Consider the following 15,829-nt stretch of genomic DNA (forward strand, 5'->3'; position numbering starts at 1 on the left):
CATCGCCCTGCTGATCTGGATGGCAGTGTCGCGACTCCAGCCGAATAGCTGTCCGAATCAACGGGTGAGTTCGCGCCAACAAACCTCGCATTTTCGGGCTCTTTCCCGTAGGGCATGTTGAGTTAACCGCGCAAACAGCTCGGCCGGGCTAACGTGTTCCTTGACCAAGTGTTGACTGACTCTTGGTCCGCACCAGGGATGCTGAACCTGCTGGAGGGATGGATATAGCGAGGTGGGACAGGTGGGATTGAGCTCGCACTCCGTTCCGTCGCCTTGTTAGCCGCCTGCTCCCGCCGCGTGCTTGCGTGTTCGCAGCCGTGCATGGCGCCTGCAATACCTCGGTCGAAAGCCCGTCCGGAATTGGACCCTCTACGAGGCAACGCGCGTCGGTAGTTGTCACGACGACGGCTGCGTCGGCGGGTCGGTAGACCCCCGCGCGCAACCGCCACGTTCCGCCGGCTGTTGCCCAGCACCTCCCCACGTCCTGCCCGTCCGACGCGCCGTCACGGCGCGCCAGGAGGAATGACCACGCATGCAGCCCCTCATCGACAACGCCCGCACGTTCGGACAGCGCCCTGAGGAGTTCGCCAAACTCGCTGAAGGGCAATCCCCCCGAGTCCTGTTCATCACGTGCTCCGACTCCCGGCCCGTACCGGCCCCGGTCACTGGCGCCGCCCCCGGTGAGCTCTTCGAGCTGCGCACAGCAGGCGACACCGTGCCGCCGTACGCTTCCGGGCGGCCCCCCTGCGAGGCCACCACCACCATCGAGTACGCCGCGAATTTCCTCGGCGTCCAGGACATCGTCGTCTGCGGCCATACTCACTGCGGTGCCGTCGCCCCTCTCGTGCGGGGCAACGAGCTCGACCCCGTCCCCGCCATACGGGACTGGCTCGCCCACGCCGCGGACCGGCCGGCGGAGGCCGATCCCGACCCCGTTGACCCGGCGCTCGCCGCGTCCGCGCGGCACCACCTGCTCGCTCAGATGCTGCGCCTGCGTTCGTACCCCTGTGTGGAGAGCGGACCGGCTGAGGGGCGGCTGCGCCTGCGCAGCTGGTGCTACGAGGCGCACACCGGGGCCGTACTCGAACACTGCGCGGACACCGACACCTTCCAGGCCCTGTGAGTACGGCATGAATGCCGTACTCAAGGTTCCCCATCTCAAGCAGGACTTCGCCGCCTCCCTCGTCGTCTTCCTTGTCGCGCTGCCGCTGTGCGTCGGCGTGGCCGTCGCCTCCGGCGCCCCGGCCGAACTCGGCCTGGTCACCGGCATCGTGGGCGGGATCGTCACGGGGTTCATGCCGGGCAGCAGCCTGCAGGTTTCCGGGCCGGCCGCGGGACTGACCGTGCTCGTCTTCGAGGCCGTCCGGCAGTTCGGACTGGCCGCCCTCGGTGTGATCGTGCTGGGAGCCGGGCTGCTCCAACTCCTCATGGGCGCGCTCAAGCTGGGGCGCTGGTTCCGAGCCATCTCGGTCTCGGTGGTCGAGGGCATGCTGGCCGGCATCGGGCTGGTGATCATCGCCGGCCAGCTGTACGCGGCGGCCGGCCTGAAAGCCCCGGCGTCCGGCACGGGCAAGATCACGGGGCTGCCGGAGGCACTCACCCGCGCGGTCGGCAGCACCGACGTCCTGGCCTCGCTCGGGGTCGGCGCCGCCACCGTCGCGGTGATGGCGCTGTGGAAGCGGATGCCGGAACGGGCCCGTGCCATACCGGGCGCGCTCGCGGCGGTACTGCTGGCCACGCTGGCCTCGCTGGTGTTCGCGCTGCCGGTGGCCACGGTGCAGGTGCAGGGATTGCTCGGCGCGATCCAGCCGCCTGGAGCCGACGCCTTCGCCCGACTGGCCCAGCCGGCCGTCCTGGGCACGATTCTCGCGTTCGCGTTGATCTCCTCCGCCGAAAGCCTCTTCAGCGCGGCTGCCGTAGACCGGCTGCACGACGGACCGCGCACCGAGTACGACAAGGAACTCATGGCGCAGGGCGCCGGCAACACCGTGTGCGGCCTACTCGGCGCGCTGCCGATGACCGCCGTGATCGTGCGCAGCTCCGCCAACGTCCAGGCGGGCGCGAAGACCAAAACCTCTCGTGTGCTGCACGGAGTGTGGCTGCTCCTGTTCGCGGCCTTCCTGCCGTCCGTCCTTGAACTGATCCCGCTGCCCGCTCTCGCCGGCATCCTCATATACGCGGGCTGGAAGCTGATCCCCTTCCGGCAGGTCGTGCTGCTGTGGACGGCGTACCGCGGTGAGGCCGTGATCCTCGTGACCACGGCCGTGGCGATCGTCGCCGTCAACATGTTCGAAGGTGTGCTCATCGGTCTGGCACTGGCCGTCGCCAAAACGGCCTGGCAGGCCTCGCACGTCAATCTGGAGGTCATCGACAAAGGCGTCGGCCCCGTCCAAGCGCGCCTGTCCGGCAACGCGACCTTCCTGCGGCTGCCCAAGATCCTCGACAGTCTGCAGGCGCTGCCCCAGAACCGCCCGGTGGAGCTGGACCTCTCCGGACTGCACCACGTCGACCACGCGTGCCGCACGGCGCTGGAAAGCTGGGCCGAGCGGCACAGCGCGGCCGACACGGAACCGGTAAGAGTCACGGCACCGTAGGCACGCGCCGCCCGCCTCTGAGGCTGTCGGCCCGGCCGCCTCCTCGACCTCGGCCGCCCCATGTGGGGCGGTGATACAGGAGGGCGGGTTCCTGGGCCGATGCCCCCTGCCTGCACAGGTCGGCGCCCTGTACAAGGAACAGCGCAGGAGCAGGGGCACGTGACAAGAGCGCCTCCCGAACGGTACCGGTGTCGGTCCCAGAGTCCGATCTTCAGCAGAGCCGATCCAGGAAGACCCGGCTTTATTGGGTGAGGCGGCCGCGACGGCCGCGGGCGCGTTCACCCCGCGCGGCCCGCCCTGGGCGCCTCAAACCAGACACTATGACAACAAACGGGATCCGTGACCGAGGACTTTTTTGGTGTCCGGCGGGCCCGTTGCCCTGGTTCACGCCATGGAGACGACGACCTTGCCGGCCTTCGCGCGGCCTTTCTCGACGTACTCCATGGCCCGAAGGGTCTCGTCGAAGGGGAAGACCTGGTCGACGACGGGGCGGATCTTCCCGGCGTCGATGAGGGGGGTGAGCTCGCGCAGCTGGTCGCCACTGGCCTTCATGAACAGGAAGGAGTACGTGACACCGAAACGCTTGGCCTGGCGCCGGATCTTGGCGCTGAGCGCGGCGATGCCCAGGCGGAGTACCAGGTTCGAGCCGAGTTCGCGGGCGGTGGCCGTGTCGGGCGGGCCCGCGACGGAGATGGCCAGGCCGCCGGGTTTGAGGACACGCAGGGACTTGGCGAGGTTCTCGCCACCGAGGGAGTCCAGGACGAGGTCGTAGCCGGTGAGGAGTTCGGAGAAGTCCTGGGTGCGGTAGTCGATGACCTCGTCCGCGCCGAGGTCCTTGACGAGGTCGACCTTGGCGGTGCTCGCGGTGGCGGCCACGTGCGCGCCCAGTGCCTTGGCCAGTTGGATGGTGATGGATCCCAGGCCCCCGGCGCCCGCGTGGATGAGGACCTTCTGGCCCGGCTGGACGTTCGCCCGCTCGACCAGGGCCTGCCAGGCGGTCAGCGCGACCAGGGGGAGGGAGGCGGCCTCGGTCATGGTGAGCGTGGCGGGCTTGGGCGCCAGGTCGTCCTGATGGACGGCGAGGAGTTCGGCGAAGGTGCCGATGCGGTCCTTGTCGGGCCGCGCCCAGACCTCGTCACCCACCGAGAAGCGGGTAACGGACGATCCGACGCGGACGACGGTCCCGGCGAGGTCGTTGCCCAGGACGAGCGGGAGACGGTAGGGCAGGATCTGCTTGAGGTCACCGTCGCGGATCTTCATGTCCAGTGGGTTGACACTCGCCGCGTCGATCCTGACCAGGACGTCGTCGGCGCCCACCTGGGGGTCGGGTATCTCGGCGGCACGCATGGTGGACGCGTCACCGTACTTCTCAAGCATGAAGGCCTTCACGTCATCTCCGTTCGTGTGGTCTCCCGTCCAAGCGGGAGGGGTGCTCTGTCCGTGAGGGGTTCATCTCGGAACGAAACAGTTTGTGGTGTCTTCTGCTCCGCGTGCTCCGCGTGCTCCGCGTCGGTACGGCGGTGGCCATTGCCTCGCGGAGAGCCCTGCGGCGGCCGTGTTTCCGGGCTCGGGCCACCGGCACAGCACGGGGCGATGACGCTGCCCGCGTCGCCGCCCTGGAGGGGGCCCCGCGAGCCCGCGACGTCCTCGTGCGGTACGCCGAGCGGCATGGCGCTGACCTTGTCTAGGCGCGTGTACTTCTCCTCGGTGTGCTGGACGTCGAGGGCTGCAAGGTGGCTGTCAGCGCTGTCAAGGAAGGTGTCTCCGGCCTCGGCGAACCGGTCGAAGATCCGGCGGGTCTCGTCGGGCTCGGCGCCGGCGCCCTAGCCGAACCCGAAATTCGGGGTGCCGAGCGCGTACGCGGAGACGCGCAGTCCGGTCCTGTGGCCGAGGGCCGACTCACGCAGGAGAAGTCCTTGCGTAAGGGAGCGAGCCTGGAAGGCCGTCGTGCGGTGGTGGAGGGGGTGAGCGTCAGCCCGCGTTCGGCTGGGGCGCCGCGGACAAGCTCTGCTTGACGTACCTGCTGGTGTCGTCGGCGAGGATCTCGGACAGGCCGGTCTCGATGCCGTCCAGGGCCTGAGCTGCGACGTCGGCGGCGGCGACCTTCTGATCGGCGGGCACGGCGGCGGCCATGTCGGTGTCCATGTAGCCGACGTGCAGCGCCGAGACGGTGATCCCTCGGGGCGCCAGTTCCTCGCGGCTCGCGTCGCTCAGCGCCCAGGCCGCGGCCTTGGAAGCCGCGTAGGAGCCGAGGCCTGCCGGGTGGAACCAGGACAGGGCGGACAGGACGTTGAGTACGGCGCCGCCGCCGTTGCCCTCGATGACGGGCGCGAAGGCCCGTGTGGCGAGGAGCGGGCCGAAGAAGTTGGTCTCCATCTCGCGATGTACTTCGTCCAGGTCGCCGCCGACCAGCGTCGCGCCGGTGGAGATGCCCGCGTTGTTGATCAGAAGCGTCGCATCGGAGGCGATGCGGGCGGCCTCCCGTACCGACTTCTGGTCCGTCACGTCGAGGCGCAGTGGGGTGACGCCCGGCAGGTCGACCGTCTCGGGACGGCGGGCCGCCGCGTAGACCTTGGCGCCACGCTCGACGAGCTGGGCGGCCAGGTGTCGCCCGAGGCCCCGGTTGGCGCCGGTGACCACCGCGACCGCGTTCTTGAGTTCCATGCTCGCTCCTGTCCTTCGCAGGTGCCGTCGGAGCACCCGCTTCTAATAGATTGCGACCCCAATCTAAACATGCGACTAGGATAGATGCCAATCGACATCCAAGCTGGTTCGTGCAGGAGGTGGCCATGGGTCGCGTATCGCAGGCGCAGGCGGAGGAAAATCGCAGGCGGGTGGTGGACACCGCGTCCCGGCTGTTCCGTGAGCAGGGCACCCACGTCAGCGTCGCCGATCTCATGAAGGCGGCCGGCCTCACCCACGGCGCCTTCTACAAACAGTTCGCCTCCAAGGAAGCGCTCGTCGACGAGGTCACCGCCCACGTCTTCGATGAGATCGCACGGAGCAATGCGGCCGGGCTCGAACGGCACGACGGGCGGCGGGACACCGCTCAGCGTGCCCTGATCGACGCCTACCTCTCCGTCGAACACCGTGACAACGCGGCGGACGGCTGCCCGGTGGCGGCTCTCGCCACCGATATCGCGCGCGGACCCGAAGGCCGCGAGGCGCGCCGTACCTACGCGGAGGGCGTGGCCGACTTCGCCGCGTTCCTCGCTCCCGCCGAGGCCGTCGCGGGTGGCGAGGGCGTCGGGGGCGGCGAGGGCGTCGGGGGCGCCGAGGACGGCCTCGCCCGGCTGTGCACCCTGGTCGGTGCTCTGGTCCTGTCCCGGGCCACCCTGGGCTCCCCGCTCTCCGAGGATCTCCTCGCCGCCGCGCACGCGGCCCTGACGGAAGCAGGCTGACCGAGGGTCCGGCATCAGGCGCCGCGAGGCGTGTGTGCACCGGCCGCACCCGCCAGGTGCCGCGGGGGTCCGAGGCTTCCGTGCTCGCGGCCTGACCGGCATGGCGTAGTTCCGTGCTGCCTAGAGCAGTTGTCGTGCGAATGCGACACCTGAGGTGCTCAGGCTCATCACGACACAGCGTTACCGAAGCAAGATCCGCCAATTACTGCGCCCGTCCGCCAAGTAGAAATCTCGGTCGCAGGATCTTCCGGGACGCTTGTGGCACGGCTCGGCACGGCACGGCACGGCTCGGCACGGCGGTCGGGCAGTGCGGTGTGGGATTGGGGTGCGTTTCGTGGCGCGTTCGGTACGTGAGGACTACGACGAGTACGCGGCTGCGGGCAGGTTGCGGTACCGGTGGCAGCCTTGCGGTGGGCGGGTTCGGGCCTGGTCCCGCCGGCGGGCTTCGGTCCGGTGCGGTGGTCGCGGGCGGTGGCGGAGGCCGCCGACCCCGAGGCCGTGCGCGCGGTGCTGGGGCCCGATGGATGCCGGGGTGGCGGCGAGCCAGCTCAGGAGGCCTGGGGCGTGCCGCTCCCGATTCTCGGGCCGAGGGTGACGGCCTCGGCGGTGGGCCGCCTCGTCAAAGCCGGTCTCCTGGTCTACCTCAGTGGGGAGTTGGAGTTCCCGAGATCCACCCGGGCCAGGTGGCCGCCCTCGCCGCCGCCGGGACCTGCCCGCCCCCCTCGACTGGTACGTCCCCCTGGGCCCAGACCAGGCCGCGGTGCGCCTCGGCGTGCGCCGCAGCAACTTCGACCAGGCGGCGGCCGGACTCCATTTGATGATCCTCGGGGGCAGCTGCCAGGATCATCTGATGGTGTACCAGCTTGATGGGTTGGTCCGATGAGCCAGGGGGAGCGGGAGATGCAGTTGAGGTCCGGCATTGGTTCGATGGCGGTGGCTGTGATGGCGCTGGCAGCTTTCGCCACCGCGTGTGGAGGCGGTGGTTCTGAGCCGACTGGCGAGAAGCCGCCGACCAACGACAAGTCGGCACCAGGTACGAACGCAGGTACGGGAGGGGGTTCGGGCAAGTCGAAGGGCGCCACGTCGGACTTCGACACCGTGTTCAACACGGAGGACCGAATCCGGCAGGCGCTCCCTGACCCGGGGGCGATGAAGGGCTGGAAACCGAAGACCGGCCGCGCGGATATAGAAGAGCAGCCCAAGTCCCCGGCGGAGTGCGGTCCGGACACGCATTGGGACTGCACCGGCATCGCGGACGGCTCGGTGAAGTTCGAGGCGGCCGGCGAGAACGCTTACTTCGACATCCAGGCCTATGCCGACAAGAAGGCCGCCGAGGATGCGTGCAGCAAGGAAAAGGACTGGTCGGCCAAACATGCCAAAGCGGAGATGCCTCCTGTCCCTGGAGTTGAGAGCCATGCGTACTACCGCAACGCCGGCAGCTTGGACGGCCTCGACCTCACCATGTGCCTGGGAACGGTCATTGCCCAGGTAAGGCTGGAAGATGGGGGAGGCAGCTCCCTGGACCCGGCCACCGTCCACACCTTGGCCCAGCTCTTCGTCCCCCGTATCCAGAAGGCTGCCGCAGCCTCCTGAATCGCGTCGAGGGTGCACGAGAGAGGTTCGGCGTCCGCCGCCGCGTGCTGGTGGCGGACACAACCAAGCGGACCTCCGGAGCGACGCCTGAGTCGGCGACTTGCGCTCGATCTCCCGGATCCTCAGGCCACCGCGGTGGTCCCGACGGATCGCCGCATACAGCGCGACCTTCGACATCTGCGGCATGACCAGGCCCATTCATCAGGAGCATCCCGGTCCTGCCCTGGCAGGAACTCTGGTGATTTCAGACCTGGCGACCCCCCGAGCATGGATCGCGGCGTCTCCCAAACCCATGAACAACGGGCTTCACAACCCGGTTCTGGCACACATTCCGTGAAAACGATCAGCTGGTAGACGAGCGCTGACAGCAGCCGTCCTGCCAAGCCGTTCCACCCCCTGGCCGCGTCCTGGAGGGTAGCTCGCGCGGGTTGCCCTCTCCACCACCGAGAGCGGCCGCGCCGCTGGTTTGTCGCCTACGTAGCCTCGGCCAAGGCGACGTACGACGGACGGGCGCCGTGGCTCAGTCGGTGTCGATGCCGGACGCGGCGAAGGTATCTGCCGCGTCCGGGACGGCCAGGACGCCGTCTTCCACGAAGGTGACCTTCCGCAGGTTGGGCAGCAGGGCGAGGTCGTCGAGCGAGCGGACGTCGAACAGATCGTCCTCGCCGTCCCAGGCAGGGGCGCAGTGCCGGAAGACTTCCGCCCCGGCGTCGAAGCACAGCTCCTCGACGCGGGCGAGCAGCTCGTCCGGGATCTCGAGGGTCTCGAAATGGACCCGGGACTCCGGCAGTACCTCCGTGTGGAGGCCGTTGTCTAGGACGTAGGACGCGGGGTCGCCGATTCCCCGCTCGGCCAGCCGCGCGGGCAGGTCGTAGAGCGGCAGGAGCTGCTCGGGGCCGTACATGAGCTCCTCGATGACGAGCAGCTTGAAGTTGAAATCGCGGAACTGGCTCATGGCACATCAGTACCACGCCGGTACGAATGGTCGGATCGGTGGTCTCAGGTGGCGGGGGCGGGGGCGGAGGCGGTCCGCGTGGCGGTGCACGGTTGCTCCCTGCGCCACCAGTTGCGGGACGAAGTTTGACAACCACCGATGGGAGAACGCCGCCGTCTCCTCGGAGCCGAGGCACCGACGTCGTGCGAGCCGCGCGAGGCCAAGACGGTCGCGGCCGCGGATCAGGCCGGAGCGCGACCGCGTCGCCGGCCGGTGCCCGCGACCAGGGCAGCTCCCCAGGCGAGGGCCAGTCCTGCACCGCCGAGGGCCCATGCGGTGGCCGGGTCGGCTCCGGTTGCGGCGAGCTTGCCGCCGGCGGGGGAGGATGCCCGTGCCCGTGCCTGTCCATTGCCGGTGCCGATCGGGGTCGCGCTGCCGTCGGACTTGGGCTGTTGAGAGTGCTGCCGGTACCGCCGGAGTTCCCGCTTCCGGTGCTTCTGCCGATACCGCCGCCGCGCGTCTCAGCTCTTGGTGGGGGCGGCGGGCTGGTCTGCATGCCGGGAATCGGATCGCCGCCAACGGGGTTGGTGGGGGGACGAGCCGTTATTGGAGGGTCATGCGAGCGATTCAGGTGTACGAAGTGGGCGGTCCCGAGGTGCTGCACGAGGCCGAGGTGGACCAGCCGCGGCCGGGTCCGGGCGAGGCGGTCGTGGAGGTCGCCGCATCAGGGGTGAACTTCCTCGACGTCTACCACCGCGAAGGCCGGTACAGCCTCCCGCTGCCCTTCACCCCGGGCGCTGAGGGCGCCGGCGTGGTCGTCGAAGTCGGACCCGGCGTCGCTGACGTCGCAGTCGGGGACCGGGTCGGTTGGGTGGAGATTCCCGGCACGTATGCCGAGCGGGCCGTCGTGGACTCCTCCCGGCTGGTGCCGCTGCCCGACGATATCGACTTCGAGACAGCCGCCGCCGTGCTCCTGCAAGGTATGACCGCGCACTATCTCGTCAAGGACGCCTACCCGGTTCAGGGAGGCGACACGGTGCTCGTGCATGCGGCTGCCGGTGGCATGGGGCTGCTCTTGACCCAGCTCGTCACCCATCTCGGCGGCAGGGTGATCGGCACGACGTCGACCACGGCGAAGGCCGAGCTGGCGAAGCGTGCCGGGGCTGCTGAGGTGATCCTTTCGTCCGCAGTCGACGATCTCGCAGCCGAGGTGAGGCGGCTCAACGGCGGTCAGGGACTGCCGGTTGTCTTCGACGGCGTCGGCGCGCGCACCTTCTATGCGAGCCTCGGCAGCCTGCGATCCCGCGGCCATCTCGTGCTCTTCGGCGCGGCAAGTGGTGCCGTGCCGCCGTTTGATCCGATGCGGCTCGCCCGCGGCGGTTCGCTGACCCTGATCCGGCCCAGCCTCGGGGACTTCATCGCCGATCGGTCCGAATTGCTCCGACGGGCCGCCGATGTGTTCGATTGGGTGCGCTCCAAGGCGCTTGAGGTCACCGTAACGGGCCGCTACGCATTGTCCGAGGCCGCCCAGGCCCACAGCGATCTGGAGGCTCGGCGTACCACCGGCAAGCTGCTCGTCGTACCCCCTGCGGCCGCTGTTGGACGCCGCGAGGAGACGCAGAGCTGATCACGGGTGACGAGGTCGGGATCCTGGAGCTGAGATGTCGAGGGCATGGCCGACCTGACCGTCATCGCCGTGGGTCCCCCCCTTCAAGATCCCCCAGCCGAGACCTGGCGCACCCGTCCCCAACCGCCCGGCACGAACAGCCAAGGTCTCCGGCCTCACGGATCGGCGTCGGGCCCAAAGGCGCGCGGATGGGGGCCGGTCACGATGAGGCCCTGCCCGTGTGCTCGGCGTCGTGCAGTGCTCGGGCAGGGGCCGGGGCTGGGTCTGGGGCTGGGCCCAGTAAATCTTCAAAGCACGAGTAAGCACGGCTTCAGGGCCGGTGCCAGCCGTCGGCCAGGTGTAGGACATCGGTCCCGGCCTGCTCGATCAGGTCCGCCCACATCGCGCCCACATCGCGCAGGGCACGGGCGTCCACTTGTCCGCCTACGAGCAGTGGTGCTGCGCGATGACCCAGCCTCGGCCGGCGTGGGATCGCTGTCGAACGCAGCTCGAACTTGGGACTCGGGGCTCGATGTGGCTGGATAGCTTGTGGACGTAGCGGTTGCCCCTGGTCAGGCTGGAAGCGCTTCCTCTGTGTTTCCGCTTCTCTGTCTGGGAGACCGTATGCGCCGTATGAAGATGGCTGCCGGCCTTGGCACCGCGACTCTGACGGTTGGCGTGCTCCTCGGGCTGCCGGCGACGAGCGCGCAGGCAGTCGACTACCCCACCACCCCGGGGATCCATGTCCCTTACGGTGCCACCTACACCATGGGCACGGCCACCTGGTACAACCGGTCGGTCACTCTGGCCGGTGAGCACCGAGCCATCAGCTCCAGCGGATGCCGGGCGACCTGGATGTACACCTATGACGCCAACGGCAAGCAATTGGGCAGCCGCGGCACGCCCGTCATCTGCAACCAGACGTCCGGCTTCACTCTCAACGTTGCCGCCGATGTTCCGGGCGGGGCTGCCAAGATCAAGGTCTGCCTGGATGACGGCAACTACGCGGACCTGGCTTGCAAGGTCTACTACAGGCCCTGACCATGATCCGGCGGCATGTTGCGAGCTGAGATCGGTGGCGAGGACGGCGCCGATGCCGTTGTAAGCGAGCGAGTTCCCTGCGACTGAACACCGCCCGCTCTCACGGCCGCCAACATGCCGCTCGAACATCAAGTCACGTGGCACAACCCTCTATGCCTTCGCCGCCGCGGCCGATCTGGCGGCCTGCTCGATCTTCGCGTAGTAGGCGTCGCGGGTTTCCTCATCGATCTGCATTTCATGTTCGAGGCGCAGCCCGGTTCGGCCGTCGACGCCTTCGCGCAGGATGTCGGCGTGCCCGGCATGTCGGTTGGTCTCGCCGAGGACGTGGACCATGACGGCAAATAGGTTCGTGTTGGAATGAGGCTCCGGCCACCACGGCACATGGCCGGGGGCATCCAGGGGAAGCTCGTTGATCCTCGCGTCCGAGTGTTCCCATGTGCGCTGGTAGAACTCGATGATCTGATCGCGCGTCTCGTCCTCAGTCGCCCACAGATCGCTGCCGTCGTGGTCCTGCCACCGGGGCAGCGGTTCCGGGGAAGGGTAGTTGAAGACTTCGCCGAAGTACCTGGCCTCGACGCCGGCTACATGTTTGACCAGGCCGAGGAGGTTGCTCCCGGTCACTGTCAACGGTCGGCGGGTGTCGTATTCGGACAAGCCGTCGAGCTTCCAGACCAGCGCCTTGCGGTCCCGGCGCAGTCTCCCGTGCAGGTGGTCCTTCGCGAATTCATCGATCATGCGGCATGAGCCTGTCATGGCTCCTCGTGGCCTCAAAATCCCGTGCGTGGACCGCAACGACGCAGGGCGGAGCTGGTCGGCGTGAGCGGGGTCGCGCTGGGGCGGAGGCTGGAGGTCCTTCGTTGCTCCTTCGCACGTCAGGTGGAGGCGCTGAGAATGCGGTGGATGATGGTTGCGGCTTCATTAGGGTGGTGGTCGAACCAGTGTGTGAGGTGTTCGCGGACGACCTCGTGGACGTATGTGTCTGCTTCGGGATTGCTGAGCTTGGTCCGGTCGGCACCTTCGAAGACGGGATGGGCGAGCTTCACGGATACGACCGCAGTCAGGCCCTCATAGATGGCTTCGGTGGTGATGTCCTCGTCCTCCGCGCACAGATGCCGTTGACGGCGCGCGTAGTCATTGACGATGTCGCTGAGTGCGCCACGAAAGCCCCGCTCGTGTGCACTGCCCTCATGAGTGCGGGTGCTGTTTGCGAAAGAGCGGAACTCTCCCGAGGGCCAGGTGTTCCACTGCGTGGCGACCTGTACGAAGATCGTCGCATCTTCGTCCTCTGACTCGAAGGCGGTGGCGGTGGAGTGAACGAGATTCGGAGGGTAAAGGTTGTCCCGTAAATGATCTTTGAGTCGCCGTGCGGTGGTCGTCAGCGACGTTCGTCGGTCAGTGAGACGGCCAGGCCCCCGTTGAGGAAGGCCAGCTCCTGGAGACGCTGGGACAGCGTGGCGAACGAGTGGCAGGTGGTCTCGAAGATGTCAGGGTCGGGCGAGAACACGATCGTGGTGCCGTGTTCGCTCGTCTTCTCGTTCCTCGTCAAGGGAGTGATGGGGGCGCCCCTTTCGTACTCCTGGGTCCAACGATGGCCATCACGGTGAACCTCGACCGCGAGACGACTCGACAGCGCGTTGACCACGCACAGGCCCAGGCCGTTGATGCCACCGGACATCCAGTAGCCGGTGCGGGGCTTGGGGCCGAAGGACAGCTCCGTCAGTGCGCACTCGACGGCCGACTTACCGGTGGCCTCCTCCACCTCCACGGGCAGACCCCGCCCGTTGTCCGCGACCCGAATGCCGCCGCCCGCGGTGATCGTGACGCCGACCGTGTCGGCGTGGCCGGCAAGGTACTCGTCGATGGCATACGAAACGACCTCGTACACCATTTGATGCAAGCCGCGCTCCCCGGTCGAGCCGATGTACATGTCGGGGCGCCTGCGTATCGCCTCGCGGCCCTCAAGTACCTGGATGTGACTGGCGCTGTACTCGTGCATGGTCGCGGGCTGACTGGGGTTGCCGGACTCGGTCATAAAGATCCCTCCCGGGGCGTCCTGAGCATGTGTGAGCGGATGTCGCCGAACCAGCGGAAGCTACGTTCACGTGGTCACCGGTGCAGGTACATACTAGGTTTCTGGAGGTAAATTGGCAGGTCAGAGCCTGTGTAGTGAGGTTCCAGGTTGTCACGTCCCGCGCTGCGCCGAGGCCACCGTCCCGGAGTGCCGCTGCTGGGAGCGGAGATGCGCGAATGTCCCTCCGGAGGAGCGAGGGGGGCGTTCCCGCCCGTGCTTAAGGTGCCTTTTCCTTCGGATTTCCGGCTGGGTGAGACTGGCTACTGCGTATCGTTCACGTCCCGCTTCGCGAGGGCGGCGAGTTGGTCGACGGTGAGCTTGTCGCGACGGTCCCAGTGTTGGAGACCCATACGCCCAGCCCCACGATCACCGGCTGCGCCTCGCCCTCGACCGCGATCTCGTCCCCGTGGGTCCTTGGGGCCGGCCGGCCAGCACCTTCCCGCACAACCTGATACGTAAGAGCGGGCCAGGTCTCGATGGAGTGCCTGACGCCGCTCGTCCCGACCCTTGCTGAATGGTCTCAGCGCAGTCCGCCCCGCTTTCTTTCCTTCAAACGGCTCCCGGGGCGGCTTGCTTCTCCTGGTTGTCCGCCAGGAAGTCGGTGATCCGATGGTTCGTCTGGGTGGACAGGGCGGTGGGCATGGCGAAGTGGGTGAGTTCGGCCAGGATCTCGATCCGGGCGTCCGGTACGGCTTTGCGGGCGCGGGCTGCGACTCTGGCGGCGTCATGGGCGTCGCTGCGGCCGGCGAGAAGAACCAGGAGCGGGACGCTCAGTGCCGAGGGGTCCGGGCGGCGGCCCACGACCAGTTTCCGGTTCGCGAAGCCCGAGACCGCCAAGGCGTAGAGCTGCTTCCAGCCCAGGTCGGTGTCGGTCCCTGCTGTCTCGCGGTCCAGGTAGGCGTGTGCGCGGGCGCGCGTCGGACGGAGCAGTATCGGCAGCGAACGCAGCAGGAAACCCGGACGGAAGTTGGCGAAGCACTGGGTCGGGTCGAGCAGTACCAGCCGATCGACCCGCCGCGCGGCGTGCAGGGCATAGGTCAGGGCGATCCAGCCGCCGTAGGAATGGCCCAGCAGGTGCGTGCGGGACACGGCGAGGCCGTCGAGCAGTGCGTCCAGCCAGGCCATCAGGTCGGTGGTTGTGCGCAGCGGGCGTCCGCCGGGGACGCTGTGTCCCGCATCGCCCAGGATGTCGACGGCCAGCACCCGGTGGTGCGTGCCAAGAGCTGGGGCATTGGCGAACCAGACCGCGCCGGTGGAACCGCCGCCGTGCAGAAGGAGGACTGGAGTGGCGTCGGCGGGGCCGTAGGCGTGGACACGGGTGGTCCCGTACGGGGTGGGGATGTCGAGTTCGGCGGTACCGGTGGGCCAGCGGGCGAGCAGTGCGTCGTAAGCCGCGAAGAACTCTTGAGCTGAGGACACGGTGAACCCCCGGGGAATCGTCTCGTTGACCGAGTATCTCGCTTGCCGAGATAGTAGCCCGGTGAGTGATGACATCAACCCCGCGATGCGGCTGGTCCATCTACTGCGCGCAGTGACCGTGGAACTCGATCTGCGCGGCGCCGAGTTCGCCGCGCGCAACGGTCTGCACCCGACCGATCTCCGGGCCCTGATCCATCTGCTCGACGCCGATCGGGCGGGTACCGACGTCACCCCGGGACGACTCGGCGCGGCGCTGCGGCTCAACTCGGCCGGCACCACCGCCCTGCTGGACCGGCTGGAGCGCCTGGGGCTCGTCCGCCGCAGGCGCGATGAAAACGACCGACGACGCGTCGTGCTGACGGTTGAGCAGAAAGCCGTGGAGCTGGGGCGGTCCTTCTTCGGCCCGCTCATCGCCAACCTGGTCGAGGTGGCTGAGGGCTTCACCCCGGGCGAACTGGACAGCGTTCACCGCTACCTGACCGCCGCCCTTGGAGCAGCCGCGTCCGAGCCGTCATCGTAGAGCTGCCCCGTGAACCAGTCACCGTCGTCCCTCACGAGGCACAACTCGTGGAACGCAAGAATCGCATCAGGCCGGAGCGGTTCGTAGTCGCCCTGGCCGGCCTCCTCAGGGACTGCGAGCCGATCGAAGGAGAGCGACACGGCGCTTGGGTCTTCGGAGAGAGCGCGCACGCGCTCGCTCGTCCATCCGGCGGGAAGTCCTGAGTTCACCAGGGCATGGTCTCGGGAGGGCGCCCGTGACAGCCATTCGTCATGTCGTCAAGGACTGCCACCAGCAGCACGGTTGCCTCGCAGCGGACGGCGCGCCTGTCGTAGCGCGTGGCGACAGGCGATGTCTCTTGAGGCGGTTGATGCCGCACTCGACCGCGTGGCGCTGGCGGTAGTCGGCCGGGTCTGAATGCGGCGGCCGGCCGCCGCGGGAGCCGAGCTTGTGGCGATTGCGTGCCTGGTCGGCCTCGTGGGGGATGGCGCGGCGGATCTCGCGGCGGATCCCGCGGCGGCGTAGACAGGAACGATTCCGCGGGAGGCGTACGCCTTGTCAGCGCGGACCCGATCGGGGCGGACACGTGGTCGGCCCGGCCCGATGCGGGGCACCCGGACCTTCCCCGGCACGGTTTCGAACTGCGGCGAGTCCCCGCGCTGCCCGGCCGT

The 15,829-nt window shown here is 68.3% G+C and carries 14 protein-coding genes; 7 read left to right on the top strand and 7 right to left on the bottom strand.

The features are described from left to right. The first annotated feature begins 532 nt into the window (after positions 1–532). Complete coding sequence (locus ACLJTM_RS20405) at positions 533–1,123, top strand: carbonic anhydrase (protein WP_411105090.1); 591 nt, start codon at positions 533–535, stop codon at positions 1,121–1,123. Between the two features lie 7 nt (positions 1,124–1,130). Beyond that, a complete protein-coding gene (locus tag ACLJTM_RS20410) occupies positions 1,131–2,594 on the top strand; it encodes a SulP family inorganic anion transporter (RefSeq protein ID WP_411105091.1) in 1,464 nt (487 codons plus the stop codon). A 384-nt stretch (positions 2,595–2,978) separates the two neighbouring features. Here ACLJTM_RS20410 and ACLJTM_RS20415 read toward each other — a convergent pair whose 3' ends face one another. Next, positions 2,979–3,983, bottom strand: coding sequence for an NADP-dependent oxidoreductase (locus ACLJTM_RS20415; RefSeq protein WP_411105092.1), 1,005 nt, complete (start codon positions 3,981–3,983; stop codon positions 2,979–2,981). 582 nt (positions 3,984–4,565) lie between these two features. Beyond that, complete coding sequence (locus ACLJTM_RS20420; protein ID WP_411105093.1) at positions 4,566–5,258, bottom strand: SDR family oxidoreductase; 693 nt, start codon at positions 5,256–5,258, stop codon at positions 4,566–4,568. A 125-nt stretch (positions 5,259–5,383) separates the two neighbouring features. Here ACLJTM_RS20420 and ACLJTM_RS20425 point away from each other — a divergent pair, with 125 nt between their 5' ends. Both ACLJTM_RS20425 and ACLJTM_RS20430 read left to right on the top strand, forming a co-directional pair. Then, positions 5,384–5,995, top strand: coding sequence for a TetR/AcrR family transcriptional regulator (locus ACLJTM_RS20425; protein ID WP_411105094.1), 612 nt, complete (start codon positions 5,384–5,386; stop codon positions 5,993–5,995). Positions 5,996–6,874: 879 nt separating this feature from the next. Beyond that, positions 6,875–7,588, top strand: a complete 714-nt coding sequence (locus ACLJTM_RS20430) for a hypothetical protein (RefSeq protein ID WP_411105095.1) — start codon at positions 6,875–6,877, stop codon at positions 7,586–7,588. A gap of 520 nt (positions 7,589–8,108) precedes the next feature. On the opposite strand, the gene ACLJTM_RS20435 is transcribed toward ACLJTM_RS20430, so the two are convergent. Next, complete coding sequence (locus ACLJTM_RS20435) at positions 8,109–8,543, bottom strand: DUF6892 domain-containing protein (protein ID WP_411105096.1); 435 nt, start codon at positions 8,541–8,543, stop codon at positions 8,109–8,111. Positions 8,544–9,138: 595 nt separating this feature from the next. Here ACLJTM_RS20435 and ACLJTM_RS20440 point away from each other — a divergent pair. Both ACLJTM_RS20440 and ACLJTM_RS20445 read left to right on the top strand, forming a co-directional pair. Then, a complete protein-coding gene (locus ACLJTM_RS20440) occupies positions 9,139–10,149 on the top strand; it encodes a quinone oxidoreductase family protein (RefSeq protein WP_411105097.1) in 1,011 nt (336 codons plus the stop codon). Between the two features lie 603 nt (positions 10,150–10,752). Beyond that, the gene (locus tag ACLJTM_RS20445; RefSeq protein ID WP_411105098.1) at positions 10,753–11,169 is read left to right on the top strand and encodes a hypothetical protein; all 417 of its coding nucleotides are present in this window, start codon (positions 10,753–10,755) and stop codon (positions 11,167–11,169) included. Between the two features lie 150 nt (positions 11,170–11,319). On the opposite strand, the gene ACLJTM_RS20450 is transcribed toward ACLJTM_RS20445, so the two are convergent. The 4 genes from ACLJTM_RS20450 to ACLJTM_RS20465 all read right to left on the bottom strand — a co-directional run bounded on the left by ACLJTM_RS20450 (position 11,320) and on the right by ACLJTM_RS20465 (position 14,659). Next, positions 11,320–11,904, bottom strand: a complete 585-nt coding sequence (locus ACLJTM_RS20450; protein WP_411105099.1) for a DinB family protein — start codon at positions 11,902–11,904, stop codon at positions 11,320–11,322. 137 nt (positions 11,905–12,041) lie between these two features. Continuing rightward, positions 12,042–12,638: a hypothetical protein gene (locus ACLJTM_RS20455; protein WP_411105310.1), complete on the bottom strand. Its 597-nt coding sequence runs from the start codon at positions 12,636–12,638 to the stop codon at positions 12,042–12,044. After that, positions 12,545–13,165, bottom strand: a complete 621-nt coding sequence (locus ACLJTM_RS20460) for an ATP-binding protein (protein ID WP_411105100.1) — start codon at positions 13,163–13,165, stop codon at positions 12,545–12,547. Before ACLJTM_RS20460 ends, ACLJTM_RS20455 begins: the two co-directional genes overlap by 94 nt. A gap of 624 nt (positions 13,166–13,789) precedes the next feature. Then, entirely contained in the window at positions 13,790–14,659 is an 870-nt protein-coding gene (locus tag ACLJTM_RS20465; RefSeq protein WP_411105101.1) for an alpha/beta fold hydrolase, read from the bottom strand. Positions 14,660–14,744: 85 nt separating this feature from the next. On the opposite strand from ACLJTM_RS20465, the gene ACLJTM_RS20470 reads away from it, so the two are divergent. Then, positions 14,745–15,179: a MarR family winged helix-turn-helix transcriptional regulator gene (locus tag ACLJTM_RS20470; protein WP_411105311.1), complete on the top strand. Its 435-nt coding sequence runs from the start codon at positions 14,745–14,747 to the stop codon at positions 15,177–15,179. Positions 15,180–15,829: the final 650 nt, after the last annotated feature.

The sequence above is a fragment of the Streptomyces sp. cmx-4-9 genome, assembly GCF_046548835.1.
In the GTDB taxonomy this organism is placed as follows: domain Bacteria; phylum Actinomycetota; class Actinomycetes; order Streptomycetales; family Streptomycetaceae; genus Streptomyces.